This is a genomic window from Actinomadura bangladeshensis (genome assembly GCF_004348335.1).
Lineage (GTDB): Bacteria > Actinomycetota > Actinomycetes > Streptosporangiales > Streptosporangiaceae > Spirillospora > Spirillospora bangladeshensis.
In genome coordinates, this window is the sequence record NZ_SMJW01000038.1 from 1 (window position 1) to 25,645 (window position 25,645).

Genomic DNA, 25,645 nt, shown 5'->3' on the forward strand with positions numbered 1-25,645 from the left:
CTGCTGGAACTCGGCGAGGTCTTCGACACCTGCCGGGTCACGGTCAACGGCCGCCGCCTCCCGCCGGTCTCCGTGCTCGTCCCGGTCGTGGACGTCGGCCCCCACCTGCGGCGCGGCGCCAACACGATCGAGGTGGAGGTCGCCACGACGCTGAACAACCGGCTCCGCGTGTCCGACCCCGGCGTGTACGGCGGCGCGTCCCGCCAGAACTACGGGCTGATCGGCCCGGTCCGCCTCGTCCCCTACGGGGAGGCGGCCGTCCGCACCCGCTGACCCCCGGCCTTCTGGCCGAAGGAGTGCGGGAGGGCGTTGGCCCGCGCCCTCCCGCACCTCGAAACCCCCTCCTCCCGTACGCGCCCGTCGCCCGGCTTGCTCTTGGTCATGGAAATTGATAGTCAGGGCTTGTGACCAAAGTACGAGCGAACGCCGGCGCCGCGGCCCCCGACCTGGGCATGCTGGCGGGCCGGCTGATGCGGGCCCTGCAGGACGAGCTGTTCCAGCGGCTGGCCGAGCAGGGCCACCCGGACGTCCGGCCGCGGCACGGCACCGTCCTCGCCTTCCTCGGCGCCGAGGGGCTGCGCGCGACCGAGCTGTCGGCCCGGTCCGGCCAGCACAAGCAGATCATCGGCACGATCGTGGACGAGCTGGCCGCGCTCGGCTACGTCCGCCGCGAACCCGACCCCGACGACCGGCGCGCCAAGCGGATCGTCCCGACCGAGCACGGCCTCGACGAGATCGCCAAGGCCCGCGCCATCCTCGCCGGCATCGAGGACCGGCACCGGCGCGCCCTCGGGGACGAGGACTTCACCGCCTTCAAAGACGCCTTCCAGCGCATCGCCCGCGACCAGAGCGCCTGGCGCGACCACGGCGGGTGATGTTCGGCCGCCGCTCTGGCGGGCACCACCGCACGGCATGCACCATCACCGAGGGGGGACGGTCACCGTGACGGTACCGAAGGTCGACCTCATCGACGGCAACGCGATGCCGCAGCTGGGTTTCGGGGTGTTCCAGGTCGACGACGACGGGGCCGAACGCGCGGTGGAGGCGGCTCTGCGGAGCGGCTACCGCAGCATCGACACCGCGAGCGCCTACGGGAACGAGGAGGGCGTCGGGCGCGCGCTGCGCGCCTCGGGCCTGCCCCGCGACGAGCTGTTCGTCACCAGCAAGCTGCGGAACAGCGAGCAGGGCCACGACAACGCGCTGCGCGCCTGCGAGGCGAGCCTGTCCCGGCTCGGCCTCGACCGGCTGGACCTCTATCTGATCCACTGGCCGGCGCCGGGCCGCGGCCTCTACCTGGAGACCTGGCGCGCGCTGGAGAAGCTCAAGGCGGACGGGCGGGTCCGCTCGATCGGCCTGTCGAACTTCACCGTGCAGACGCTGCGGCGGATCATCGGCGAGGCCGACGTCGTCCCGGTGGTCAACCAGATCGAGCTGCACCCCTACTTCCAGCAGGACGGGCTCCGCGCGTTCCACCGCGACCACGGCATCCGCACCGAGGCGTGGGCGCCGCTCGGGCAGGGGCACGGCCTGCTGGACGACCCCGCGCTCGCCCGCATCGCCGCGGCCCACGGCCGCACCCCGGCGCAGGTCGTGCTGCGCTGGCACCTGGAGATCGGCGACATCGTCATTCCGAAGTCGGTGACGCCGTCCCGCATCGCCGAGAACATCGACGTGTTCGGGTTCGAGCTGACCCCGGACGACATGGCCGCGATCGGGGAGCTCGACAAGGGCATCCGCGTCGGCCCCGACCCGGCCGTCTTCGAAGCGGCCTAGTGCGCCGCCCCCGCCCGCCGTCCGCCCCGCCGCCACGTTGACCTGCGGCGTGTTGTTGTTATCCGGCGCCCCAAAACAACAACACGCCGCAGGTCAACGGATTCGGGGGCGGCGCAGTTCGGCCGTGCCGACGAGGCCGGCGAAGCGCTCGCCGTCCGGGGCGGTGTCGCCCAGCCATTCGCGGGGGCCGGTGAGGCCCGGCGGCAGCAGTTCGAACCCGTCGAAGAAGCGGCGGATCTCGGCGCGCGGGCGGGCGCCGAGCCGCGCGCTCGCGCCCTCGTAGACCTGCTCGGCCCGCGCCATCTGCTCGGGGAAGGCGTCCGAGGCCAGGTGCGACAGGATCAGCCGGCTGCCGGGCGCCAGCACGTCCCGGTAGCGGGCGACCAGCGCGTGCGGGCCGTCGGCGTCGGCCACGAAGTGCAGCACCGACACCAGCAGCACCGCCACCGGCTCGGCGAAGTCGATCAGGTCGCGGACGGCGGGGTGGCCGAGCACGTCGTCCGGGCGGCGCAGGTCCGCCTCGGCGAACCCCACGTTCGCGGTGCCCGCGAGGAGCGCCCGGCCGTGCGCGCAGACGACGGGGTCGTGGTCGACGTAGACGGTCCGGGCGTCCCGCCGGCCGGGCCGGGCCGCGCCCGCCGCGGCCTCGTGCACGTTCTCCCGCGTCGGCAGCCCCGAGCCCAGGTCGAGGAACTGGCGGACGCCGGCCCCGGCGGCGGCGCGCACCGCGGCCCGCAGGAACGCCCGGTTGAGGCGGACGCCGCGCACGACCCGCCCGTCGGAGATCTCCACGACGCGCTCGGCGGCCTCCCGGTCGGCGGCGAAGTTGTCCTTGCCGCCGAGCCAGTAGTCGTACATGCGCGCGACGTTGGGGGAGGCGGTGTCGAGGCCGGCGGCGGACCCGGCCGAGAAGTCGGTCACCCGGGTCATGATCGTCCCACCGGCGGCGGGCGGCAACACGAACGCCGAACCCGGTCACGTCACATGGCGTCGCCACACGTAACGTTCCGTGCATGGGGGATGATCGGGGGAGCTGGACGGGCCCCGGCGGGCTGCGCGTGACGGCGGTGCGGCTGACGGGCGCGCACCGGGTCCTGGCGGACCGCGCGGGCGTCCACGGGGACGGGGCGTTCCTCGTGACGCGGCGCGGGGAGCTGGTCGGACGCGGCTACTACCCGTCGGTGGAGGAGCTGGCCGAGGTCGTCGACCTCGCCGAGCTGGAACCGGTGTGACCGGGCCGCTTGCGGAACCGGCCGCCGCGCGTGTAGTGGGTGGGACCGTGGGTGAGCGCTGGGACGTCGTCGTGGTCGGGTCGGTCAACGCGGATCTGGTGGTCGGTGTCGACCGGCGGCCCGCGCCGGGGGAGACCGTCCTCGGCTCCGACCTCGCCGTGCACCCGGGCGGCAAGGGCGCCAACCAGGCGGTCGCGGCCGCGCGGCTCGGCGGCCGGACCGGGATCGTCGGGCGGATCGGCGACGACGGGCACGGCGCGCTGCTGCGCGACGCGCTCGCCGCGGCCGGCGTGGAACTCGCGCACCTGGCCGTCACGCCCGGCGTGCCGACCGGCGTCGCGCTGATCACGGTCGGCCCGGACGGCGACAACAGCATCATCGTCTCGCCCGGTGCCAACGCCCGGCTCGGCCCGGACGACGTCGCCGCCGCCCGCACGATGATCGCCGGGGCGGCCGTGGTGTCGTTCCAGCTGGAGGTGCCGCTGCCCGCCGTGGAGGCCGCCGCCCGCGCCGCGGCCGACGCAGGCGGGCGCGTCGTCCTCAACCTGTCGCCGCCCGCGCCGGTCCCGGACGGCCTGCTCGCCCTCTGCGACCCCCTGGTCGTCAACGAGCACGAGGCCGCGTTCCTCCTGGAGGGCGGCGGCGACCCCCGCGACATGGCGGCCGCGCTCGCCGGGGCCGGGCCCCGGTCCGTCGTCGTCACGCTCGGCGCCGACGGCGCCGTGGTCGCCGACGGAGACGGCACCGCGGCGATCCCGTCCCCGGAGACCGGCGCCGTCGACACGACCGGCGCCGGCGACGCCTTCACCGCCGCGCTGTGCCTGCGCATCGCCCGCGGCGACGCGCTGCGCGACGCCGCCCGGTACGCGGCCCGGGCGGGTGCCGCGGCCGTCCGCGGGCGCGGCGCGCAGAGCTCCTTCCCGGCCCCGGACGAGCTTCCGGACGAGCTTTCGGACGAGCTTCCGGACGAGCTTCCGGACGGGCCTCCCGGAGGCTAGCGGCTGGTGCGGGCGCGCAGCCGGTACAGCTCGTCGGCGACGTCGTGGACGTCGGCGCCGAGGTCGAACGCGCTGAGCAGGTGCAGGTCGTCGGTGGTCTCGATCTCCAGCATCCGGGTGTTCAGCAGGAGCCGGCGCCGCTCGTCCACCCGGATCGCCGTCACCTCATCCCAGGCGATGCCGCGGTGCCCCGCGTAACCGGACACGACCGTGAGCCCGTCCCCGTCGGCGGCGAGCCGGACCGGGGCGACCAGGTCGCGCAGTGCGAGCGCGTTCAGCCCGATCGCCGCGGCGGCCGCGAGGAACAGGAACTGGGGGTCGTGGCTGTAGAGGACGATGAGCGCCGTCACGGCCGCCGCGGCGGCGCACTTGACCGCCACGTGACCTGGCGGTACGCGCCATCGCCGCTGTGATCCCGGGTCCATGCCCGCCACCGTAGCCGGAACCGGCGCCGAACGGCGCCCGTACGCCGCCGGGGGCCGTCCGGTAGCGTCACGCACATGCGACTCGGCGTGCTGGACGTGGGCTCGAACACCGTGCACCTGCTGGTGGTCGACGCCCACCGGGGGGCGCGGCCCCTGCCCGCGTACTCCCACAAGGCCGAGCTCCGGCTCGCCACCCACCTCGACGACTCCGACCGCATGTCGGAGGAGGGCGAGACGCTGCTGCGCGACTTCGTCGACGAGGCGCTGCGGGTCGCCGAGGACAAGGGCGTGGAGGACCTGGTCGCCTTCGCGACCTCCGCGGTCCGCGACGCCGCCAACGGCGAGGAGGTCCTCGCCCGCATCCGGGACGGCCGCTCGATCGACATCCGCGCGCTGTCCGGCGAGGAGGAGGCCCGGCTGACGTTCCTCGCCGTCCGCCGCTGGTTCGGCTGGTCGTCGGGGCGGCTGCTCGTCGTGGACATCGGCGGCGGCTCGCTGGAGATCGCGTCCGGCATCGACGAGGAGCCGGACGTGGCGATCTCGCTGCCGCTCGGCGCGGGCCGGCTCACCCGCGACCGGTTCAGCGCCGACCCGCCGCCGCCCGAGGAGATCCGCGACCTGCGCCGGCACGTCCGGGCGGAGATCGCGCGGCACGTCGGGGACGTCGCCCGCTACGGGCCCGCCGACCACGCGGTGGCCACGTCCAAGACGTTCAAGCAGCTCGCCCGGATCGCGGGCGCCGCGGCGACCGCCGAGGGGCCGTACCAGCGCCGCACCCTCGCCGACACCGACGTCACCGACTGGGCGGAGAAGCTCGCGCCGATGCCGTCCGCGGAGCGCGCCGAGCTGCCCGGCGTGTCGGAGAGCCGCGCCCAGCAGCTGCTCGCGGGCGCGATCGTCGCGGACGCCGCGATGGACCTGTTCGAGCTCACCGAGCTGGAGATCTGCCCGTGGGCGCTGCGCGAGGGCGTCATCCTGCGCCGCCTCGACATGATCACCGGCTAACGGCCGCGCACCCCCAGGTCAGGACCAGTACGGGTGGCCGATCACGAGGCCCCGGGGGGTGAGGACGCGGTCGCCGGTGCCGTCCGCCCGGACCGCGTGGATCACCGGGTCGGCGACGTTGCCGCGCACGTAGCACAGCCACCGGCCGTCACTGGACCACGCCGGGTCCATGTCGTCGTCGGTGCCGGTGGTGACGGCCCGCAGCCCGGACCCGTCCGCGTTCACGACCCAGATCGTGCTGTGCTCGTCCGGGCCCCGGGCGAAGGCGATCTTGGAGCCGTCGGGCGACCATTCGGGGTCGACCGACCGCACCCCGTCCGCGGTCACCCGCGTCCACGCGGACCCGGCGCGGCCGGGGTCGAGGATGTAGATCTGATCGGTGCCGTCCAGCCTGCTCCAGAACACGAGCCGGCCGGTGGACGACCACATCGGGTCGTCCTTGAACGAGCGGTCGGTGGTGAGCTGGACGACCGAGCGCCCGTCGAGGGTGGTGGTGAAGATCTGCCGCACGCCGTCCTTCTCGGCCATGTACGCCAGCCGGGTGCCGTCGGGCGACCAGGTCACCCGGGTGCCGCGCTGCACGTCGGCGACCTTGCGGGCACCGCCGCCGTCGGCGTTCACCACCCATGCCGCGGCGGTCCGGGTGTCCTGCCGGGTGAAGGCGATGCTCTTCCCGTCCGGTGACCGCTCGGGGAGGATGTCGCACTGCGGCCCGCCGACGAGGGTCTTCGCGGACGGTTCGCCGGGCGTGTAGAGGCCGAGGTCGGCATGGCACTGCTTCGGCCAGCCGGGCGCGGTGTCGATGCGGACGAGCATCGCCGCGGACGGGAACGTCCCGGCGCCGCCCCCCGCGTCGCCCGAGGGCCGGCCGAGGTAGTAGAGCAGGCCCGCGACGGCCCCGGCGGCGAGCACCGCCGCCGCGGCCGACGCGGCGAGCGCGGTGCGGCGGGACGGCCGGTGCGGTGCCCGGCCCCCGGGCGCCGTCGGAAGGACGGGCGGCGGGACCGCGTACTCGCGTTCGGTCGGCTGCTCGTACGGCTGCTCGTACGGCTGTTCCTGCGGGCGCCCGTACTCCTGCTCGTGCGGCCGCTGCCGCGGTTGCTCGTGGGCCGGCCGGGTCGCCGGCTCCGGTGCGGGCGCCGGCGTCGGGGGAGGGGCGTCCCGCGAGGTGCCGCCGGGGTCATCGCCGGGGCCACCGCCCGGGGTTTCGCCGGGCGGGGACGTCCACGACTCGCCCAGCTCGGTCGTCACGGCGGACTCACCGCCGCCGCCGACCAGGGCGAGCAGCAGGTCCCGGGCGCTCGGCCGGGCGCCCGGGTCCTTGCGCAGCGCCGCCTGGACGAGCCCCGCCAGCGACGGCGGCAGGTCGCCGATCTCCGGTTCGGCGTGCACGGCGCGGGCCGCGAGCAGCTGGAACGAGCCCTGCCCGAACGGGTTGCGGCCGTTCGCCGCGTACGCCACGAGGCAGCCCCAGGCGAACACGTCCACGGCCGTGGTGACCTGCTGCGTCGTGATCTGCTCGGGCGCGATCCAGCCGGGCGTCCCGACGACCTGCCCGGTCCGGGTGTGGGCGGAGACCATGTCCAGCGCCCGCGCGATCCCGAAGTCGATGACCCGGGGGCCGGAGATGGACAGCAGCACGTTGCTCGGCTTGAGGTCGCGGTGCACCAGCCCGGCGCTGTGGATCGCGACGAGCGCGGCGGCGACGCCGACCGCGACGCCGTGCAGCATCCCGGGCGACAGCGCGCCGTTCTCGGCGACGTGGTCCAGCAGCGACGGCCCGTCGATGTACTCGGTCACCATGTACGCGAGGCCGAGGTCCTCGCCGTGCTCCAGGACCTGCGCGGTGCAGAACGACGCGACCCGCTGGGCGTTGGCGGCCTCGTCGTGGAACCGGGCGAGGAACGTCCGGTCGCCCGCCAGCTCGGCGCGGACCACCTTCACCGCGACGGGACGGCCGTCCTCGCCGCGGCCGAGGTACACCGCGCCCATCCCGCCCTCGCCGATCTTGGCCTCGATCCGGTACCGGCCGATCCGCGTGGGGTCGTCCGGACGCAGCTCGCGCAGGGAGGACGCTCGCGGCCCGTCCATGGTGATCACCTTTTCCCCGCGAGCCGCGTCTTGGCGGCCGCCTCCACGGCGGCACGCGGCTCCGACTTTTCCTTACGATGACAGAGGGCGGCCCCAGGTTCTAGCGTCCGCGGATCAATGGAAATCGCGGGCCTTGACCCGCCCCGGCACGGGCAGCCGCCGCAGCCGGGTCGCGCGGACGTTCGCGACCCCGTCGGCGCGCTCCAGCCGCCCGCCGACCAGCAGCGCCTGCGCGTCGACGGCGAGGCCCCGGTACCGCTGGAACACCGCGGGCGGGCACACCACGTTGATGATCCCGGTCTCGTCCTCCAGCGTCATGAACACGATGCCGCCGGCGGTCGGGGGCCGCTGCCGGTGGGTGACCAGCCCGGCGACGACGACGTTCGTCTCGCCCGGCGTCCCGGCGAGCCGCGCCGCCGACAGCGCGCCGAGCTCGTCCAGGGCCTCCCGGACGTGCGCGACCGGATGGACGCGGGAGACGCCGGTGGCCCACAGGTCGGCGAGGGTCTCCTCGACGGGCGTCATCGCGGGCAGCGCGGGCGCCGACGCACCGGGCGTCACGCCCTCCAGCCGCCCCGGCCCGGATCCGGCCAGCGCGCCCGCCGCCCACAGCGCCTCGCGCCGCGACAGGCCGAGCCCGTCGAACGCGCCCGCCGTGGCGAGCGCCTCCAGGGCCCCGGCCGACAGCGGCACGCGCCGGGCGAGGTCCTCCATGCTCGCGTAGGGGCGTCCCGCCGCGATCGCCTCCGCCGTGTCGTCGCCCAGGTTCCGGATCCCCGACAGCCCGAGCCGGATCGCCGGCTGGGGCTCGCCCGGCGCGTGCGGATGGTCGGAGACGACCTCGACCGGCTCCTCCAGCGTCGGGTGCACGCCGCTGGCGTTGACGTCGACGCCCCGGACCACGACACCGTGGTGCCGGGCGTCCGCGATGAGGCTCTGCGGGCTGTAGAACCCCATCGGCTGGTTCCGCACGAGAGCGGCGGTGAACGCGGCCGGGTAGTGCCGCTTCAGGTAGGCGCTCGCGTAGACGAGGTGGGCGAAGCTCTGCGCGTGCGACTCGGGGAACCCGAAACCGGTGAAGCCGAGGATCTTCTCGTAGACGCTCTCCGCGATGTCGGACGGGATGCCGCGCTCGGCCATCCCGTCCAGCAGCCGGCGCCGCAGCCGCTCCACCCGCTCGGGGGCGCGCTTGGCGCCCATCGCCTGCCTGAGCTGGTCGGAGTCCGCCGGCGTGAACCCGGCGCAGTCGACGGCGAGCTGCATCATCTGCTCCTGGAACAGCGGGACGCCGAGCGTCCGGCCGAGCGCGGGCTCCATCAGCGGATGCGGGCAGACCGCGGGCTCCTCGCCCTTCCGGCGCCGCAGGTACGGGTGGACGGACCCGCCCTGGATCGGCCCCGGCCGGATCAGCGCCACCTCCACCACCAGGTCGTAGAACCTCCGCGGCCGCAGCCGCGGCAGCGTCGCCATCTGCGCCCGCGACTCCACCTGGAACACCCCGACCGTGTCGGCGTCGCACAGCATGTCGTACACCGGGGTGTCGTCGGGCGGGACGGATTGCAGGTCGTAGCGGCGGCCGTGGTGCTCGTCCACGAGGTCGAAGCAGTCGTGCAGGGCGGCGAGCATGCCGAGGCCGAGCAGGTCGAACTTGACCAGGCCCGCCGCGGCGCAGTCGTCCTTGTCCCACTGCAGGACGCTGCGGCCCGGCATCGTCGCCCACTCGATCGGGCAGATCTCCCCGACCGGCCGGTCGGCGATCACCATGCCGCCGGAGTGGATGCCGAGGTGCCGGGGCAGCTTCAGCATCCGGTCGGCCAGGTCGAGCACCGGCGCCGGGACGTCGGTCTCCGAGCCGACGGGGTCGCGCGGGTCGATGCCCTTCGACCAGGCGTCCTGCTGGCCGGGGGAGAAGCCGAGCGCGCGGGCCGCGTCCCGGACGGCCATCCGCGGCCGGTAGCTGATGACGTTCGCGACCTGCGCCGTGCACTCCCGCCCGTACTTGCGGTAGACGTACTGGATGGCCTCCTCGCGGCGCTTGTGCTCGATGTCGAGGTCGATGTCGGGCGGCCCGTCCCGCCCGGGGGACAGGAACCGCTCGAACAGCAGGCCGTGCCGGACGGCGTCCACGCCCGTGATGCCGAGCGCGTAGCAGACCGCCGAGTTGGCCGCCGAGCCGCGCCCCTGGCACAGGATGTTCTCGCGCCGGCAGAACTCCACGATGTCGTGGACGATCAGGAAGTAGCCGGGGAAGCCGAGCTGCTCGATGACGTCGAGCTCCTTGGCGATCTGCGCGTACGCCCCCGGCTCCCGCTCCCGCTCGGGCGGACCGTACCGCGTGAGCGCGCCCTCCTTCACCAGGTGCCGCAGCCAGCTCGCCTCGGTGTGCCCGTCCGGGACCGGCCAGTCGGGCAGCCGGGGCGCGACCACGTCGAAGCCGAACCGGCACTCGCGCGCGAGCGCGACCGTCCGCTCCAGGACGCCGGGGAACCGCGCCAGCCGCCTCGCCATCTCGGCGCCGGACCGGATGTGCGCGGTGCCGCTCGCCGGGAGCCAGCCGACCATGTCGTCCAGGCTCCGGCGGGCCCGGACGGCGGCGAGCGCCTGCGCCAGCCGCGCGTCCGCTCCCGGCGCCGCGAAGTGCACGTTGTTGGACGCCACGACCTCGACCCCGGCGCGTCCCGCCAGCTCGAACAGGGCGTCGTTGCGGAGGTCGTCGTCCGGTTGGTCGTGGTCGATCAGCTCGACGAACACGTTGTCACGGCCGAACATGGCGACCAGGTTCCGCAGTTCGCGGTCGGCGGCGTCCGGCCCGCCCGCCTCCAGCGCCGCCGGGACGGGGCCCTTCCGGCAGCCGGTCAGCACCGCCCAGCGGCCGTCGTGCGCGCCGGCGAGCGCCTCCAGGTCGTAGACGGGACGGCCCTTGCTCCCGCCCGCGAGCTGCGCCGACGTGATCGCCGAGCACAGCCGGGCGTACCCTTGCGGGCCGCGCGCCAGGACGAGCAGGTGCCGCCCGGCCGGGTCGGGCTCCCCGGTCTGCGGACCCGGCAGGCCGAGGCTCAGCTCGGCGCCGAAGACCGTGCCGATCCCGGCGTCGTGCGCGGCCTGCGCGAACTGCACCGCCCCGTACATGCCGTCGTGGTCGGTGACCGCCATCGCCTCCACGCCGAGCCGCGCCGCCTCCGCGACGAGCGACGCGGGATCGCTGGCCCCGTCCAGGAAGCTGAACGACGAGTGGACGTGCAGCTCCGCCCACGGGACCTCGGCCTCGGCGCGGCGCGGGACCTCGGGCGCCGGCGCCGGTGCGTCGACCGCCCGCTCGGACGGTCGCCATGACAGCCGCTCCTCGAACTCCCGCCACGAGATCGGCAGGTTGTACCAGTTAGTCATAGACGGCCTCGACGTGCCACCGGCCGCCCTCGACGGCGAGCAGGTAGGCGGCGCCGCCTTCGGTGGCGACCTGGAAACGCGCGCGGCGCCGGGACGTGTCCGCGTCCCACCAGCGCTCGTCGGCGGGCCACGGGCCCGTCCAGCCGGTCACGGCGGCGGGCCGCCCGCGGACCACGAGCGTCGCGGGCGGCGCCGACACCTCGCACCGCGCCGACACGGCCACCGCCTCGCCGGACGCGTCGACCAGCTCCGCCGGCGACGGCGACGCGGGGACGACGGCCGGCGCGGGACCCGTCACGCGTCCCGGCCACGGCCCTTCGGGCAGGCCCGAGGGAGCCAGGTCGCCGACCGGCACCCGGACGATCCGCTCACCCGGCCCGCGGCCGCCCACGAGCACCGGCCGGGTGATCCCCCGGTGCCCGAGCAGCGCCTGGACGCGGTCGGCGGCCCGCGTGATCCGGTCGGTGACGGCCGTCCGGCCCCACAGCGCCTCCTGGCGGCCCTCGTCCGGGACGATCTGGTCGGGCGCCAGCTCCACCCACGTGACACCGCCCCAGACGTCCTCGGCACTGCCTCCCTGCCAGGCCGACAGCTGCCAGCGCACCCGTTCGGCGACGGCCAGCGCAGACAGCCCCTCGTGCCGCCACAGCCGCCGCAGCACGTGCCCGTCGGCGAACCCGACCGCGACCTCCAGCCGGACGCAGGCCAGCCCGTCCGACGCGAGCCCCTCGTGCAGTTCGCCCGCGAGCCGCTTCGCCGCGAACACCACCCGCTCGGCCTGCTCGGCGGGCGGGTCGAAGTCGCCGCGCACCGACAGGTCCGCCGCGCCCCGGACGGGCGCGAGCGGGCGCGGCTCCTCGCCGCGCGCCAGCCGGTGCGCGAGCGCGCCGTCCGCCCCGAACCGGCCGGCGACGTGCCCGGACGGCAGGGCCGCGAAGTCGCCGAGCGTCCTGATCCCGAGCCGCCGCAGCAGGTCGGCCAGCTCCGGACGATCGAGCACCGGCAGCGGATAGGGCGCGAGGAACGCCGCCGCGCCGCCCTCCGGGACCACGACGCCGCCGTCCCCGGCCCGCGCCGCCAGCTCCGCGGCGAACAGCCCGTCCGCGACGCCGGACCCGCAGTCGTGCCCCGCCTCCACCACCGTGTCCTGCACCAGGACGCGCAGCGCCTCCTCGCCGCCGTAGAAGCGGGCCGGTCCGCGCGCCGCGATCGCGCACAGCCCAGGCCGCACCACCTCCACGCGGGGCGCCAGCTCCGCGACCGCCGCCACGACCTCCTCGAACAGCCGTCCTTCGGCGTCCGGCTCCCGGTCCCGGACGACCAGCTCGGGGCAGCGCCGCTGCGCGTCCCGGAGCCGCTGCCCGCGCCGCACCCCCGCCGCGCGCGCCGCCGCCGAGCACGCCGCGATCCGGCCCTGCGCGACCGCGGCCCCGGCCGTCGCCGCGTCGATCCCGACGGCGGTGACCGGCCAGTCCGGGCACCACACGACCAGCACCCGCGTCACGCGATCCCCTCCTTCGCCGCCGCCCGCACCAGCGGCGGCACACCGGACGGCCGGGGATGGACGGGCCCGCCGGCCGACACGAGCTCCAGGGGGCGGCGCACGGTCTCGTCCGGCCTGACCGTGCCGTCGGGGGCGGGGAGCCACAGGCGGGCGCTGCGGCCGGCGCCGGGCGCGTCGCGGCCCTCGGCGGTGACCTGGACGCGGCGGCCGGTCAGCCGCCCGTGGCCGTCGCCGAGACCGTCCCAGGCGGCCTCGTCCAGCCGCAGGCGGAGCCGGGTGCCCGGCCAGTCGCGGGCGAACGCGCCGGTCAGCGCCAGGACGCAGCCGTGCCTGCGGGCCAGCGCCGACAGCCGCCGGACGGCCGCCGCCCCCGGCCGCTCCGGCGGGCGCAGCAGGATCAGCTCGACGGCCTCCGCGAGGGCGGCGACCACGTCCGGCCACCGGTCGCCCGGGTCGTCGACGAGGAGCAGCCGCTCCGGGGCGGCGCCCATCCCGGCGGCGGCGAGCACGCCGAAGTCCGGGACGCCGACGACGCCGCACCAGCCGCCGGTGCCGTCCTCGCCGCCGTGCCGGGACACGCCCGCCACGAGCGCGAGGCCGAGGGACGCGGCGCCGAGCCCGACGACCGAGCCGGGCCGCAGCCCGCCGCCGGGCAGCACGGAGCGCAGCGCGGGCAGCACGGGTACGGTCTCCCCGGTGTGCGGCGACCGGAGCGGTGCCGTGTCCAGCACCGCCGAGAGGTCCCGCAGCGCGGCCTCCGGCACTCTCGTCCTCCTCTCGAACGCCCCCTGCACAATTTCGAACACAAGTTCGACTTCTGTCAAGTTGTCGCAGGTCACGCAGCGGAGTCGCAGCGGGTGGAACGCCCGATGGCGTGGGGGTTCGAGGGATTTTGCGGGCATTATGGGACGCATGACGAGCGACGTGCGCACCCTGGAGTGGACCGGCGACGGGCTGCGCCTGCTGGACCAGACCGTCCTGCCGGGGCGCGTCGAGTACGTCGCGGCGCACGACGTCGGCACGCTCGTGGACGCGATCCGGCGGCTGGTCGTGCGCGGCGCGCCCGCGCTGGGCGTCGCCGGCGCGTTCGGCGTCGCCATCGCCGTCCGGCAGGCCGAGCGCGAGGGATGGGACGACGCGGCCCGCGACGCCGCGATCGCGCGGATCCGCGAGGCCCGCCCCACGGCCGTGAACCTCGCGGCCGGCGTCGACCGCGTCCTGCCCTTCGCCGGCAAGGGCGCCGACGCGGTGGCGGCCGAGGCGCAGGCGCTCCTGGACGAGGACGTGCGCGGCAACCGGGCGATCGGCGTGCACGGCGCCTCCTGGATCCTCGGCCGCGCGGGCGACCGGCCCCTGCGCGTCCTCACGCACTGCAACGCCGGCGCGCTCGCCACCGCCGGATGGGGCACCGCGCTCGGCGTCGTCCGCGAACTGCACCGGCGGGGCCGCGTCGAGATCGTCTACGCCGACGAGACCCGCCCGCTGCTGCAGGGCGCCCGGCTCACCGCCTGGGAACTCGACCGGGCCGGGATCCCGTGCGTCGTCCAGGCGGACGGCGCCGCGCCCAGCACGATCCTGCGCGGCCTCGCCGACGTCGCGGTCATCGGCGCCGACCGGATCGCAGCCAACGGCGACACCGCCAACAAGATCGGTTCGGTGGGCGTGGCGCTGGCCTGCCACGCCGCCGGGATCCCCTTCGTCGTCGCCGCGCCCTGGAGCACCGTCGACCCGGCCCTCCCCGACGGCGGCGGCATCCCCATCGAGGAGCGCCCCGCCGAGGAGGTGCTGACGTGGGGCGGTACCAGGACCGCCCCCGATCGCGTGGACGCGTACAACCCCGCGTTCGACGTCACGCCCGCCCGCCTCGTGACCGCGCTGGTCACCGAGACGGGCGTGCTGGAGGTGTCGGCGGGATCGACCCCCGGCGGCGTCAGGGGCTGAGAGTGCGGGTCGCGGCGCGCAGGCTCGCGTACAGCCTCGCCTCGTACGCCTTCGCCGTCCGGACGTCATGGTCGATGAACAGGGCGTCGTTCAGCGCGGGAAGCCGCTGCGTGGCATATCCGGTGTCGATGCCGGGCGCGTAGATCTGGTGCCGGTACCAGGGGCGGCCGGGAAGCCCGGCCGCCGTCAGTAGGTCGCGCTCGGTCTGCATGATCTTGCCGTTGAGGCGGCGGAACGCGGCCGTGTCGCCCCTGCGGAGCGCCTCGTCCGCGCGCGTCTGCAGCGCCTCGGCGGCGCGCTGCCACGCCTTGGCCTGCTCGATGTCGCGCGACACGTCCACGACGACGGATCCGAGCCGCTTGCGCTGCTCGGCGGTGAAGTCGTCCAGGTACTGGGCGGTCTCCGCCGCGTAGGGGCGGTAGCCCAGCGCGACGACGTCGGCGTTCGCCAGCCGCAGCGTCGCGATGCCCGCAAGCCGCGACATCGCCGCGTGGTACTCCCAGGTTGGATCACCGAAGTGCGACATCCAGTAGAAGTCGTCGCAGGCGCAGTGGTAGTTCCCGGCGTTCCCCGTCGAGGACGAGCCCATGTCCATCGCGGGGACCCCGTACCGCTGGAAGAACGCCTGGAAGTCCGAGCCGCCGCCGATGCGGGAGATCGGCGTCTTCCCGTCGTTCTGCGCCTTCCACGCCTCGTAGAGGGACCCGTCCGTGCCGGGCCAGCGCACCTCCTTGGACGCGTCGATGACGGACCGGTCCAGCGCGGGCGTCGCCGCGGCGCCGAAGTTCGAGCCGCCGGCACCGTCCATGTTCACGTAGGCGACGGCGTTGCGGAGCTGGGCCGCCCGCTGCTCGGCGTACTCGGTCGACCCGAACAACCCGTACTCCTCACCGTCCCAGGTGGCCAGGACGATGGTCCGCCTGGGCCGCCACCCCTGTTTGAGGAGCCTGCCCAGCGCGCGCCCCACCTGGAGCACGTTCTCCGTGCCGGAGAGGTTGTCACTGCTGCCGTACGCCCACGTGTCATGGTGGGCGCCGAGGATGACCTCCTGCTCGGGGTGCTCACTCCCGGGGATGCGCACGGTGACGTCCCACAGCGGACGCACCTGGAACGTGTTCTTCAGAACGAGGTGGACGTTCGTGCCGCCCGGCCCGATCCGGTAGGTGAACGGCAGGCCGCCCTGCCAGTCCTTCGGAGCCTCCGCACCCGTGAGCGCGCGCAGCAGCGGCTCGGCCGCGCCGTAGGAGATCGGCGTCGTCGGGATGAGCCCCTTGAGCATCGGCGCCTGCGACGGCGGGATGCGGCGGGCGCCCTTCACCGCGGGCCGGCCGGGCGTCTGCGGATCGCCGGCCGCGAGCTGGATCTGCGCGATGCTGCCCCGCTGGATGCCGTCCGGGGCGCGCCACGGCCCGTCCGGGTACACCGGGCCGCGCGCGTACCCGTCGTCGGCCGGGTCGGAGTAGATCAGCACGCCCTTCGCGCCGTGCCCGGCGGCCTCGCGCGGCTTGATGCCGCGGAACACCGACCCGTACCGGACGAGCACGATCTTGCCCTTCACCGAGACGCCGCGCTCGGCGAGCAGCGCGAAGTCCTCCGGCCGCCCGTAGTTGGCGTACACGACCTCGCCCCGGACGTCCCCGGACGGCGAGAAGCCGTTGTGCGACGGGATGACCTCGTCGAAGTGCCTCTGCCAGGGCCGCTTCTTCTCCTTGACGGGGAGGTCGCGGTACCGGGGAGCGGTCATCTCGACCTTCACGCGCCGCGGCATGGACAGGTACGCGTAGTACGTCCGGATCTCGGGCTTGAGCCCGTACGACCGGAAGTGCCGGACGATGCGCTGGACGCGGTGCCAGTCGCCGGTCGTCGTGGTCAGGCCCGGTTCGGCCGACAGTTCGGCGTCCAGGGCGCGGGCCACCGCCGCGGACGGCACGGCGCCGAACCGCCGCTCGTACTGCCGCTGCCATGCGGCGTGCGCGTCGGTGAAGCCTGCGATCGGGTCGTGTCCGGCGGGGGACGAGGCTGCGGCGGGGACGGCGGCGGCCATGGTGAGCACCAGGGCGGGGGCGCTCAACGCCGCCAGTGCCCGGGTTCGGGAGCGGAACACCAGCGTTACCTCCAGTACGCCTGTCGACGGTGCGGTGCGAGTGCGCCCGGAACGTACGTCCCGATGGACCGGGGATCCAGGTCGCCTGCCGGATCCGGCCATCCCGTCACCCGGATCGTCCATCATGGTGATCGTGCCGACCTCCCCGAACCCCGACGCCACGCCGCGTCCGGCGCAGCTTGACGCGGTCTTGGAACGGATCACCTACGCCAACGAGGACACCGGCTACACGGTCGCGCGCGTCGCGACCGCCAAGAGCGGCCCGGACCTGCTCACCGTGGTCGGCGCGCTGCTCGGCGCGCAGGTGGGGGAGAGCCTGCGGCTGACCGGCCGGTGGCGCTCGCACCCGAAGTACGGCAGGCAGTTCGAGGTCGACTCGTACACGACCGTGCTGCCGGCGACGATCCAGGGCATCCGCCGCTACCTCGGCTCCGGCATGATCAAGGGGATCGGGCCGGTGATGGCCGACCGGATGGTCGGGCACTTCGGCACCGACATCCTCCGCGTCATCGAGGAGGAGCCGCAGCGGCTCGTCGAGGTCCGCGGCCTCGGCCCGAAGCGCAGCAAGCGGATCGGGGACGCGTGGGAGGAGCAGAAGGCCATCAAGGAGGTGATGGTCTTCCTGCAGGGCGTCGGCGTCTCCACCTCCCTCGCCGTCCGCATCTACAAGCAGTACGGCGACCAGTCGATCGACACGGTGCGCAAGCGGCCGTACCAGCTCGCGTCGGACGTGTGGGGCATCGGCTTCAAGACGGCCGACACGATCGCCCAGGCCGTCGGCATCCCGCACGACAGCCCCGAGCGGATCAAGGCGGGGCTCCAGTACACGCTGTCGGAGGGCGCCGACGACGGGCACTGCTTCCTGCCCGAGCCGAACCTCGTCACGGCGGCGGAGAAGATCCTCGGCGTGCCGAAGGAGCTGATCGTCCCGGCGCTGGACGAGCTGGCCGCCGACGAGGGCGTCGTCCGGGAGCCGATCCCGGGCGAGGGCGAGGACGCCGCGACGATACCGGCGGTGTACCTGGTTCCGTTCCATCGGGCCGAGCGCTCCCTCGCCCGCGGTCTCCTCGAACTCCTCGACGCGCCCACCGACCGGCTCAAGGCGTTCGCCGACGTCGACTGGGACAAGGCCCTCCCGTGGCTGAGGAAGCGCACCGGCCAGGCCCTCGCCGCCGAGCAGGAGGAGGCCGTGAGGCTCGCGCTGACCTCCAAGGTCTCGGTGCTGACCGGCGGTCCCGGCTGCGGCAAGAGCTTCACCGTCCGGTCCGTGGTGGAGCTGGCCGCCGCGAAGAAGGCCAAGATCGTCCTGGTGGCGCCGACCGGGCGGGCGGCCAAGCGGCTCGCCGAGCTGACCGGGCACGAGGCCGCGACCGTCCACCGCCTCCTCCAGCTCCAGCCCGGCGGCGACCCCAAGTACGACCAGGACAACCCGCTCGACGCCGACCTGGTCGTGGTCGACGAGTCCTCCATGGTCGACCTGATCCTCGCGAACAAGCTGGTGAAGGCGATCCCGCGCGGCGCGCACCTGCTGCTCGTCGGGGACGTCGACCAGCTGCCGTCCGTCGGCGCGGGCGAGGTCCTCGCCGACCTCCTCGGCGCCGAGGTGATCCCGCGCGTCCGGCTGACGAAGATCTTCCGGCAGGCCCAGGAGTCCGGCATCGTCGTCAACGCGCACCGCGTCAACGCCGGCGACCACCCGCACACGCGCGGCTACAACGACTTCTTCCTGTTTCCGTGCGAGGAGCAGGACGAGGCCGCCGAGCTGACCGTCGACGTCGTCGCGAACCGGATCCCGCGCAAGTTCGGCCTCGACCCGCGCCGGGACGTCCAGGTCCTCACGCCCATGCACCGGGGGACGGCCGGGGCGGGCTCCCTCAACAATCTGCTGCAGGAGGCGCTGACCCCGCACGACGACTCCCGGCCCGAACGCCGCTACGGCGGCCGCGTCTTCCGCGTCGGCGACAAGGTCACCCAGCTCCGCAACAACTACGACAAGGGCGAGGCGGGCGTCTTCAACGGCACGGTCGGCGTCGTCGCGAAGGTCGACCTCGAAGAGCAGTCGCTCACCGTCCTGACCGACGAGGACGAGAGCATCGACTACGCCTTCGAAGAGCTGGACGAACTCGCCCACGCCTACGCGATCACGATCCACCGGTCGCAGGGCAGCGAGTACCCGGCGGTCGTCGTCCCGCTCACGACCGGCGCGTGGATGATGCTGCGCCGCAACCTCCTCTACACGGGCATCACCCGCGCGAAGAGGCTGGTCGTCCTGGTCGGCTCGCGGCGCGCCCTCGCGGCCGCCGTCCGCACCGCCGGCGCGGGCCGCCGCCACACCGCCCTCTCGCACCGCCTGTCTCAGCGGTAGGGGCCTGTCTCAGCGGTAGCGGGCGAGCTCCCAGGGGTCGTGGGCGCAGAACACCTCGACCTCGCCGCCGCACGCCAGTTCCCGGAGCCGCGCGACGTTCGCGAGCCGCAGTTCCCGGTCCACTTCGCCGCCCGCCTGGACCAGCTCCATCAGCGGATGGACGACCGGCTCGGCGCGGTCGACCTCACCGTGGTACATGTACGCGTCCCCGGCGTGCAGCAGCCACCGGCCGCCGTCGCGCACCGCGACGCCCGCGTGCCCCGGCGTGTGCCCGCCGAGCGGGACGAGCAGGATCTCCTCCGGCACACCGTCCAGAGCCCGGACACCGTCGAAGCCGTGCCACGTCTCGCCTCCGCCGTCCTCGTAGGCGACCCATTTCGGGCCGTGGGCGAGCTGCGCCGGGGTCTTGCCGCCGTCCGCGCGCTCGGCCTCGAAGAGGTGCACCGCCGCGTCCGGGAAGTCGCTCAGCCCGCCGGCGTGGTCGCGGTGCAGGTGCGTCGGGACGATGTGCCGGACGTCGGCGGGGGAGTACCCGAGCGCCTCCACCTGCCGGACGGCCGTCGCCGCCGGATCCAGCGTCGGCCCGGTCATCTCCACCCAGTCGTCGAGCAGCCGCTCGGACGGGTGCTCGATGTCGCCGAGGCCGATCCCGGCGTCCACGAGGACGAGGCCGGAGGAGTCCGTCTCGACCAGCAGCACGTGGCCGGCGGCGCGCGCGGGCCGCAGCGGGCTCCCGGGCCCGTCGGCGGGCTCGATCTCCCGCATGGGGGCGCAGTCGAGGTGGTGGACGCGCATGGGGACTCCTCAGAGAAGGCCGGCGAGCTGCCGGGTGACCTGGTGGATGACGGACACGTCCCGCCGGACGCGGGCGAGCATGACGGCGCCCTGCAGCGACGACAGGACCAGCGCGGCGAGCGGCCCGACGCGCTCCTCGGGCACGCCCCAGCCGCGCAGCGCGGCGCGGAGCCCGCGCAGCCACTCCTCGTACGCGGTGTCGCAGGCGGCCTGGATGGCCTCGTTCTCGGCGGCCGTCTCCAGCGCCACGGTCGCGATGGGGCAGCCCTTGCTGAACTCCGACTCGCGGAGGCTCCGCGCGAAGTGGTCGCCGATGGCCGCGAGCCCGGCCGGCCCGTCCGGCGCGGCGAGGACGGCCTCGGTGAGCGCCTCGCCGACCGTCCGGCCGGACAGCGCCACCGCCTCCGACGCGAGCTGCTCCTTGCCCTCGGGGAAGTGGAAGTACAGCGAGCCCTTCGGCGCCCCGCTCTCGGCGAGGACCTGGTTCACCCCCGTCCCGTGGTAGCCCTGCCGCTGGAACAGCTCCGCGGCCGTCCGCAGGATCCGCTCTCTGGTCTCTCCGCGCGGTGCCATGACCTCAGACTAGACAGACCGGTCTACCGAGTCCAACCTGTGCCGACGGCCTCGAAACTTTTCGATGGAGAAATGTGTACTCAAAGGCGCTGATCAGAAAGATATCGAGAATCCGATGGCGAAAGTTTCTCTGAATGCATTGACACTTTTCGGAGACGTTTCCACAATGAGGTTCCCCCGCCCCCTGGAGGAACACGGATGACTCAGCACGCTCCCCCGCTCGGCGGGTTCCGGAGGAGGTCCTCCGGAACCCGCCGCCCGCTGATCCTCGCCGCCGTCCTGACGCTGGCGGCCGCCTTCCTGGTGAGCCTGTCCGCCACGACCGGGCTCGCGGCCCAGCGCGGCGCCGCCGCCGTCCCGCTCGCCGCCGACAACTGCAGCGCGGGCTATGTCGGCCTGACCTACGACGACGGCCCCACGTCGGGCTTCACGTCCACGCTGCTGTCCACCCTGCAGCAGAACGGCGTCCGCGCCACCCTGTTCAACATCGGGCAGAACGCCCAGAACAACCCGTCGCTGGTCAGCGCGGAGAAGAACGCCGGCATGTGGATCGGCAACCACAGCTGGACGCACCCGCACCTGACCCAGATGTCGCAGTCGCAGATGCTCTCCGAGCTGCAGCGGACGCAGCAGGCGATCCAGCAGACGACCGGCACCGCGCCCAAGCTGTTCCGGCCCCCGTACGGGGAGACCAACTCCACGCTGAGGGCGGTCGAGCAGCAGCTCGGCCTGACCGAGGTCATCTGGGACGTCGACTCGCAGGACTGGAACGGCGCCTCCACCGCCCAGATCGTGCAGCGGGCGGGCCAGCTCCAGAACGGCCAGGTCATCCTGATGCACGACGGCTACAACACCACGATCCAGGCCATCCCGCAGATCGTCGCGAACCTCAAGAGCCGGAACCTGTGCCCCGGCATGATCTCGCCGTCCACCGGCCGGGCCGTCGCGCCCGACGGCAGCGGCGGCGGGAGCACGACGCCTCCCGGCGGCGGGGGCGGCGACACGTGCACCGCGCAGATCTCCCAGGGCCAGCAGTGGAGCGACCGGTTCAACCTGTCGGTCACCATCTCCGGGACGAGCACCTGGATCGCCACCGTGACCGTGCACAGCCCGCAGAAGATCATCGCGACCTGGAACGGCTCGCCGACATGGGACGCGAGCGGCAACGTGATGACCATGCGGCCGAACGGCAGCGGCAACACGTTCGGCTTCACCATCCAGCACAACGGCAACTGGACCTGGCCGACGGTCTCCTGCAGCGCCTGACCTTCCCGAGCACGCGCACCCCGCCCGCGGCGCGGCGGCCCTCGGCCGCCGCGCCGCTCCCATGCGGTGACCGCCCACGCCCTCTCCCGCCCCGGCCCTTCCCGGGGGCTTGACCTCAATCAAGCTTCAGGTTGGAGGCTGGCGGGGACGTTGACTCGTGGGAAGGGTGCTGTTCATGCGTGCGATACAGGTGGCCTCGTTCGGCGGTCCGGAAGTGCTGTCCCTTGCGGACGTGCCCGCCCCGGTGCCAGGCCCCGGCCAGGTGGTCGTCGGGATGGCCGTTGCGGACGTCATCTTCCTCGACACCCTGTTGCGGAGCGGCTGGGGCCAGGACTTCTTCCCCCGGACGCCGCCGTACGTGCCGGGCGGCGGGGGCGCGGGCGAAGTGGTGGAGGTCGGGGAAGGCGTGGATCCGGCATGGATCGGGCGGCGCGTGGTCGTCCGGACCGGTGCCGGCTACGCCGAGCGGGTCGTCGCCGGCGAAGGCGAGATCATGCCGGTGCCGGACGGCCTGGCGACCGAGGTCGCCGCGGCCCTCGTGCACGACGGTACGACCGCGCTCGGCTTCGACCGGCTGGGCAGGCCGGAGAAGGACGAATGGGTGCTCGTCACGGCGGCGGCGGGCGGGGCGGGCTCGCTGCTCGTCCAGCTGGCGGTGGACGCCGGGGCCCGGGTGGCGGCCGCGGCGTCCAGCGAGGGCAAACGGGCCCTGGCCCGCGATCTCGGCGCGGAGGCCACCGTCGACTACACGCGGCCTGACTGGATCGAGCAGGTCCGCGAGGCGACCGGTGGCGGTGCCGCGCTGGTCTATGACGGTGCGGGCGGCGCGCTCGGGACGGCCTCTTTCGACGCCACTGCCGACGGCGGCCGGTTCGTCACCTACGGCACCGCCGAGGGCTTCGCCGCCCCCGACCCCGAGGTGGCGGCGCGCCGGTCCATACGGGTGTTCACCCCGCTGATGGACGGCCCGCCGGACGAGAGGACCGTGCGGGAGCTGCTCGGCCTGGCGCTGGAGAAGGCCGTCGAGGGACGGCTGCGGCCGGTGATCGGTGCCGCCTATCCGCTCGAACGGGCCGCCGACGCCCACCGGTCACTGGCCGCGCGCACCACGGTGGGCAAGTCGCTGCTACTGATCGGCTCCACGCCCGTCTCGCCATGACGCCGGTGATGGTCGACACGTCTCGGCCGTGCGTCCGGCGGCGGTGGTCATTGCAATGGCACGGGGAGGCGGTCGTAATTCGCCCCCCAATTGTTGACCGTTCACTTCTGCGGGCGTCCCCGCGCGCTCGCTGGTTGATGATTCAATTGCCCCCGGTTATCGCGCGGGGCGAGGGTCATCTTGATGTCGTCGGCGGCCCATAGGACGAAGCGTCCTCACGTTCGCCTGCTCACCCGACCAGGCCGAGATGCTGGCCGACCACCGCAAGGGCGAATCCGATCTCGTGCAACGGGACGGCATGTGGTTCCTGCTGGCCACCTGCGATGTCCCTGAACCCGAGGTGTTCGAGCCGGTCGACTGGGTGGGGGTGGACCGCGGCATCGTCAACCTGGCCACCACCTCCGACGGCGACAACGGGGCGTCGGCTGGGCCGGTACCGGCGGTGGCAGGCCCGCAAACGCGCCGAACTCCAAGCCGCCCGCACCCGATCGGCCGCCCGGCTGCTGAAGAAGCGGGCCCGCCGCGAGGCGCGGCACGCCACGCATGTCAACCACACGATCGCCAAACAGGTCGTCGCCGTCGCGGCACGCACCGGACGCGGCATCAAGGACCGAACGAGCAAGCCCGGTCCTTCAGGGCCGAGTAGTTGACCTGGTAGTCGTGCAGCCCGCCGGCCGCGGCGATGGCCGCCGCGCCGTCATTTTCGGTGGCCGGTCCGGGGATCTGCGATGGGGTGCCGACGTCGCCTCGCATTTGCGTTCTCCCGCGTCAGGATCGTCGATTCGGTTGTTCCCGAGTTGATCACAATGCTTACATGTTGTCGCATACTTCGCGATAAGACCGGACAGAAAAGCGCCCATGACGACCGGCCGGGAGAAGACACTGGACACCGTCGATCCGACGACGCCGAACGTCCCGCGGATGTACGACTACCTGCTCGGCGGCAAGGACAACTACGCCGCCGACCGGGAGGCCGTGGAGGAGGTCGTCCGGCACGCGCCCGACACGCCGTTCCTGGCGCGCGAGAACCGGGCCTTCCTGCGTCGGGCGGTGCGCTTCCTGGCCGAGTCGGGGATCCGGCAGTTCATCGACATCGGCTCCGGCCTGCCCACCCAGGGCAACGTGCACGAGATCGCGCACGAGATCGCCCCGTCCGCCCACGTCGTGTACGTGGACATCGAACCGGTCGTGCTGGCCCACGGGCGGGCCCTGCTCGCCGGGACGCCCGAGGTGACCGTCATCCAGGGCGACGCCCGCCGCACCGGGGACATCCTGGACGACCCGGAACTGAAAAGGCTCATCGACTTCGACCAGCCGGTCGCCGTGCTGATGCTCGCCGTCCTGCACTTCATCGGCGACGGGGACGACCCGCCCGGCATCGTGGCGCGGCTCCGCTCCGCCATGGCTCCGGGCAGCTACCTCGCGGTGTCGCACGTGACCGCCGACTTCGACGCCGACAGCCGCGTCCGGGACGCCGGCGCCGTGTACAAGAGGGCCACCTACCAGCTCACCCTGCGCAGCCGCGCCCAGGTCACCCGCCTGTTCGACGGCTTCGACCTCGTGGAGCCGGGCCTCACCACCCTGTCGATGTGGCGGCCCGACCCCGGCTCGTCCCTTCCGGCCCGCGCCGACCGCCAGTGGTGGTACGCCGGCGTGGCCCGCAAGCCCTCCTGACCCCGCGTGCCGCCTACCGGCCGCCTCGCCTGGACGGCTTCGGGGTCCCGGACGCCAGCCGCCGCCGCGTCCGCGCCTCCAGCCGTGCGTACCAGAGGCGGCCCTCGGCTCCGCAGTCGTCGCGGATGTGCTCCTTCAGCCGCCTGGTCCTGGCGTTGTGATCGCGCAGGTTCGCGGCGCCGAGGCGGATCTCCTCGTCGAGCGATCGCAGGACCGCGTCCATGTCGTCGATCAGCCGCCGGAGCCTGCGCGCCTCGGCGCGGGCGCCCCGGCGGCGGGCCGGGGCTGCGCCGCCGCGGCCCGCCCCGGCGCCCGGCGCGCCCGCGAGCCGCCGTTCCCGCCGGCTGATCCTCGCCAGGCCGGCCGCCACCCGCCGCCGCGTCCGCAGGGCGTCGTGCTTGTGGGCGTACCACTTGTCGGCGATGGCCACGCTCTCCCGGTGCTTCTGCTTGAGCAGTTCGAACCGCGCCTCGCCGGCTCTCCGCTCGGTGAGCCGGCCGAGGGAGGCCGCCGCGCGTGCGGCGGCCCGCCGGTCCTCGCGGAGCGCCAGTTCGGCGCGCCGGGCCTGCTCAGGCGCGCCGGTCCGGACCGGACGGGCGGCGTAGAACCAGTAGCCGGCCGCGGCCGCGGCGACGACGGCGGAGAGGGCGATCGCCCACGCCAGGAGATCTTCCATCGGTGCCGCCCGCCCGTCAGCGCGCCTGCCGGCGGCGCCAGGCGGCGATCTTCGCCTCGGTCTCGCCGAGGGCGAGCACGTCGCTCAGCGCGATGAGGTTGAGCCGGTTCTCCACGTGCAGCCGCACCACGGCGTTCAGCATCTGGCCCACAATCTCCTGGGCGACCCGGCGCTGCGCCTTGGTCGAGCGGGGATCGGCGACCGTCCGCGCCATGGTGTCGGAGATGTCGAGCATGCGGTCGGCGTGGACGCGGACCAGGCCGGCGCGCTCGCGGTCCCGCTCGAACATGCCGACGATGGCGGCCTGCCGCGTGTGGATCATCCGGGTCACGACGTCGTGCTGCAGGTTGAAGGCCCGGACCTCCAGCGCGTACGCGCCGAGCCTGGCGATGATGGTCGCCGCCGCCGAGAACGGGCTCAGCGCGGTCGCGATCTGCCCCACCGCCGGGTGCAGGCCGGTGACCCTGTCCTGCGCATCGAACCTGACCAGTTCCAGTCCCGCCGCCATGAAACCGCCCCCCATTCTTTTGTACGTCCGCCCTTCAAAGCCCGCTCCGCCCCCGCAGGGCGGGCTTCGAATAAACACTGCCTCCACTCATGTTAACGACCTCACCAGCAGTTCATCCGGGTACTGCCGTGTCAATTCATGGACAGCGGTGTCCATTTTCTGCCCACTT

Annotated in this window: 23 protein-coding genes; 11 read left to right on the forward strand and 12 right to left on the reverse strand. The window is 74.1% G+C overall.

The window, feature by feature from the left end:
* The 3 genes from E1284_RS10205 to E1284_RS10215 form a co-directional block, all read left to right on the forward strand.
* Positions 1 to 273 (forward strand): hypothetical protein (locus E1284_RS10205; RefSeq protein WP_131938781.1); only part of this gene is annotated, 273 nt, incomplete at its 5' end.
* Positions 274 to 404: 131 nt separating this feature from the next.
* Positions 405 to 875 (forward strand): MarR family winged helix-turn-helix transcriptional regulator, encoded by a 471-nt coding sequence (locus E1284_RS10210; RefSeq protein WP_243714381.1) that lies wholly within the window; start codon positions 405 to 407, stop codon positions 873 to 875.
* 106 nt (positions 876 to 981) lie between these two features.
* The gene (locus E1284_RS10215) at positions 982 to 1,773 is read left to right on the forward strand and encodes an aldo/keto reductase (protein WP_243714385.1); all 792 of its coding nucleotides are present in this window, start codon (positions 982 to 984) and stop codon (positions 1,771 to 1,773) included.
* 93 nt (positions 1,774 to 1,866) lie between these two features.
* Here E1284_RS10215 and E1284_RS10220 read toward each other — a convergent pair whose 3' ends face one another.
* Positions 1,867 to 2,694 carry an SAM-dependent methyltransferase gene (locus E1284_RS10220; protein WP_165965205.1) on the reverse strand — a complete coding sequence of 276 codons (828 nt, stop codon included), beginning with the start codon at positions 2,692 to 2,694 and terminating at the stop codon, positions 1,867 to 1,869.
* Between the two features lie 92 nt (positions 2,695 to 2,786).
* Between E1284_RS10220 and E1284_RS10225 the strand changes: the two genes are divergently transcribed.
* A complete protein-coding gene (locus E1284_RS10225; protein ID WP_131938784.1) occupies positions 2,787 to 3,005 on the forward strand; it encodes a hypothetical protein in 219 nt (72 codons plus the stop codon).
* Between the two features lie 47 nt (positions 3,006 to 3,052).
* Entirely contained in the window at positions 3,053 to 4,003 is a 951-nt protein-coding gene (locus E1284_RS10230) for a ribokinase (RefSeq protein WP_131938785.1), read from the forward strand.
* Here E1284_RS10230 and E1284_RS10235 read toward each other — a convergent pair.
* Positions 4,000 to 4,383: a PH domain-containing protein gene (locus E1284_RS10235; RefSeq protein ID WP_243714382.1), complete on the reverse strand. Its 384-nt coding sequence runs from the start codon at positions 4,381 to 4,383 to the stop codon at positions 4,000 to 4,002. The two genes, E1284_RS10230 and E1284_RS10235, sit on opposite strands and share 4 nt — an antisense overlap.
* A 120-nt stretch (positions 4,384 to 4,503) precedes the next feature.
* On the opposite strand from E1284_RS10235, the gene E1284_RS10240 reads away from it, so the two are divergent.
* Entirely contained in the window at positions 4,504 to 5,433 is a 930-nt protein-coding gene (locus tag E1284_RS10240; RefSeq protein ID WP_131938787.1) for a Ppx/GppA family phosphatase, read from the forward strand.
* A gap of 18 nt (positions 5,434 to 5,451) precedes the next feature.
* On the opposite strand, the gene E1284_RS10245 is transcribed toward E1284_RS10240, so the two are convergent.
* The 4 genes from E1284_RS10245 to E1284_RS10260 all read right to left on the reverse strand — a co-directional run bounded on the left by E1284_RS10245 (position 5,452) and on the right by E1284_RS10260 (position 13,179).
* Positions 5,452 to 7,524, reverse strand: a complete 2,073-nt coding sequence (locus E1284_RS10245) for a protein kinase domain-containing protein (RefSeq protein WP_131938788.1) — start codon at positions 7,522 to 7,524, stop codon at positions 5,452 to 5,454.
* A 114-nt stretch (positions 7,525 to 7,638) separates the two neighbouring features.
* Entirely contained in the window at positions 7,639 to 10,911 is a 3,273-nt protein-coding gene (locus E1284_RS10250; RefSeq protein ID WP_131938789.1) for an error-prone DNA polymerase, read from the reverse strand.
* Positions 10,904 to 12,415, reverse strand: a complete 1,512-nt coding sequence (locus E1284_RS10255; RefSeq protein ID WP_131938790.1) for a DNA polymerase Y family protein — start codon at positions 12,413 to 12,415, stop codon at positions 10,904 to 10,906. Before E1284_RS10255 ends, E1284_RS10250 begins: the two co-directional genes overlap by 8 nt.
* A complete protein-coding gene (locus E1284_RS10260; RefSeq protein ID WP_243714383.1) occupies positions 12,412 to 13,179 on the reverse strand; it encodes a hypothetical protein in 768 nt (255 codons plus the stop codon). Before E1284_RS10260 ends, E1284_RS10255 begins: the two co-directional genes overlap by 4 nt.
* A 148-nt stretch (positions 13,180 to 13,327) precedes the next feature.
* Between E1284_RS10260 and mtnA the strand changes: the two genes are divergently transcribed.
* Positions 13,328 to 14,356, forward strand: a complete 1,029-nt coding sequence (gene mtnA / locus E1284_RS10265; RefSeq protein WP_131938791.1) for an S-methyl-5-thioribose-1-phosphate isomerase — start codon at positions 13,328 to 13,330, stop codon at positions 14,354 to 14,356.
* Here the strand turns inward: mtnA and E1284_RS10270 are convergent.
* Positions 14,346 to 16,460 carry a M28 family peptidase gene (locus E1284_RS10270; protein WP_165965206.1) on the reverse strand — a complete coding sequence of 705 codons (2,115 nt, stop codon included), beginning with the start codon at positions 16,458 to 16,460 and terminating at the stop codon, positions 14,346 to 14,348. The two genes, mtnA and E1284_RS10270, sit on opposite strands and share 11 nt — an antisense overlap.
* Positions 16,461 to 16,593: 133 nt before the next feature.
* Here E1284_RS10270 and recD2 point away from each other — a divergent pair, with 133 nt between their 5' ends.
* Positions 16,594 to 18,825, forward strand: a complete 2,232-nt coding sequence (gene recD2 / locus E1284_RS10275; RefSeq protein WP_243714384.1) for an SF1B family DNA helicase RecD2 — start codon at positions 16,594 to 16,596, stop codon at positions 18,823 to 18,825.
* A 9-nt stretch (positions 18,826 to 18,834) separates the two neighbouring features.
* On the opposite strand, the gene E1284_RS10280 is transcribed toward recD2, so the two are convergent.
* On the reverse strand, positions 18,835 to 19,620 hold the full coding sequence (locus E1284_RS10280; protein ID WP_131938794.1) for an MBL fold metallo-hydrolase: 786 nt from the start codon (positions 19,618 to 19,620) through the stop codon (positions 18,835 to 18,837).
* 9 nt (positions 19,621 to 19,629) lie between these two features.
* Positions 19,630 to 20,193 (reverse strand): TetR/AcrR family transcriptional regulator, encoded by a 564-nt coding sequence (locus E1284_RS10285; protein ID WP_131938795.1) that lies wholly within the window; start codon positions 20,191 to 20,193, stop codon positions 19,630 to 19,632.
* A 198-nt stretch (positions 20,194 to 20,391) separates the two neighbouring features.
* Between E1284_RS10285 and E1284_RS10290 the strand changes: the two genes are divergently transcribed.
* Positions 20,392 to 21,459, forward strand: a complete 1,068-nt coding sequence (locus E1284_RS10290) for a polysaccharide deacetylase family protein (RefSeq protein WP_131938796.1) — start codon at positions 20,392 to 20,394, stop codon at positions 21,457 to 21,459.
* Positions 21,460 to 21,634: 175 nt separating this feature from the next.
* Positions 21,635 to 22,618 (forward strand): zinc-binding dehydrogenase, encoded by a 984-nt coding sequence (locus E1284_RS10295; RefSeq protein ID WP_131938797.1) that lies wholly within the window; start codon positions 21,635 to 21,637, stop codon positions 22,616 to 22,618.
* 603 nt (positions 22,619 to 23,221) lie between these two features.
* On the opposite strand, the gene E1284_RS41350 is transcribed toward E1284_RS10295, so the two are convergent.
* Entirely contained in the window at positions 23,222 to 23,371 is a 150-nt protein-coding gene (locus tag E1284_RS41350) for a hypothetical protein (protein ID WP_165965207.1), read from the reverse strand.
* Between the two features lie 105 nt (positions 23,372 to 23,476).
* On the opposite strand from E1284_RS41350, the gene E1284_RS10305 reads away from it, so the two are divergent.
* On the forward strand, positions 23,477 to 24,292 hold the full coding sequence (locus tag E1284_RS10305) for an SAM-dependent methyltransferase (RefSeq protein ID WP_131938798.1): 816 nt from the start codon (positions 23,477 to 23,479) through the stop codon (positions 24,290 to 24,292).
* A 13-nt stretch (positions 24,293 to 24,305) separates the two neighbouring features.
* On the opposite strand, the gene E1284_RS10310 is transcribed toward E1284_RS10305, so the two are convergent.
* Together E1284_RS10310 and E1284_RS10315 are read right to left on the reverse strand one after the other, a co-directional pair.
* On the reverse strand, positions 24,306 to 24,968 hold the full coding sequence (locus tag E1284_RS10310; RefSeq protein ID WP_131938799.1) for a hypothetical protein: 663 nt from the start codon (positions 24,966 to 24,968) through the stop codon (positions 24,306 to 24,308).
* Positions 24,969 to 24,984: 16 nt separating this feature from the next.
* Positions 24,985 to 25,476 (reverse strand): hypothetical protein, encoded by a 492-nt coding sequence (locus tag E1284_RS10315; RefSeq protein ID WP_131938800.1) that lies wholly within the window; start codon positions 25,474 to 25,476, stop codon positions 24,985 to 24,987.
* Positions 25,477 to 25,645 lie beyond the last annotated feature (169 nt).

What these genes read in the sequence shown, in the direction of transcription:
- E1284_RS10295 (WP_131938797.1), top strand. Translation starts at nt 21,635, where the DNA reads ATGCGTGCGATACAGGTGGCCTCGTTCGGCGGTCCGGAAGTGCTGTCC.
- E1284_RS10285 (WP_131938795.1), bottom strand. Translation starts at nt 20,193, where the DNA reads ATGGCACCGCGCGGAGAGACCAGAGAGCGGATCCTGCGGACGGCCGCG.
- E1284_RS10290 (WP_131938796.1), top strand. Translation starts at nt 20,392, where the DNA reads ATGACTCAGCACGCTCCCCCGCTCGGCGGGTTCCGGAGGAGGTCCTCC.
- E1284_RS10305 (WP_131938798.1), top strand. Translation starts at nt 23,477, where the DNA reads ATGACGACCGGCCGGGAGAAGACACTGGACACCGTCGATCCGACGACG.
- E1284_RS41350 (WP_165965207.1), bottom strand. Translation starts at nt 23,371, where the DNA reads ATGCGAGGCGACGTCGGCACCCCATCGCAGATCCCCGGACCGGCCACC.
- E1284_RS10240 (WP_131938787.1), top strand. Translation starts at nt 4,504, where the DNA reads ATGCGACTCGGCGTGCTGGACGTGGGCTCGAACACCGTGCACCTGCTG.
- E1284_RS10310 (WP_131938799.1), bottom strand. Translation starts at nt 24,968, where the DNA reads ATGGAAGATCTCCTGGCGTGGGCGATCGCCCTCTCCGCCGTCGTCGCC.
- E1284_RS10250 (WP_131938789.1), bottom strand. Translation starts at nt 10,911, where the DNA reads ATGACTAACTGGTACAACCTGCCGATCTCGTGGCGGGAGTTCGAGGAG.
- E1284_RS10315 (WP_131938800.1), bottom strand. Translation starts at nt 25,476, where the DNA reads ATGGCGGCGGGACTGGAACTGGTCAGGTTCGATGCGCAGGACAGGGTC.
- E1284_RS10225 (WP_131938784.1), top strand. Translation starts at nt 2,787, where the DNA reads ATGGGGGATGATCGGGGGAGCTGGACGGGCCCCGGCGGGCTGCGCGTG.
- E1284_RS10245 (WP_131938788.1), bottom strand. Translation starts at nt 7,524, where the DNA reads ATGGACGGGCCGCGAGCGTCCTCCCTGCGCGAGCTGCGTCCGGACGAC.
- E1284_RS10215 (WP_243714385.1), top strand. Translation starts at nt 982, where the DNA reads ATGCCGCAGCTGGGTTTCGGGGTGTTCCAGGTCGACGACGACGGGGCC.
- E1284_RS10280 (WP_131938794.1), bottom strand. Translation starts at nt 19,620, where the DNA reads ATGCGCGTCCACCACCTCGACTGCGCCCCCATGCGGGAGATCGAGCCC.
- mtnA (WP_131938791.1), top strand. Translation starts at nt 13,328, where the DNA reads ATGACGAGCGACGTGCGCACCCTGGAGTGGACCGGCGACGGGCTGCGC.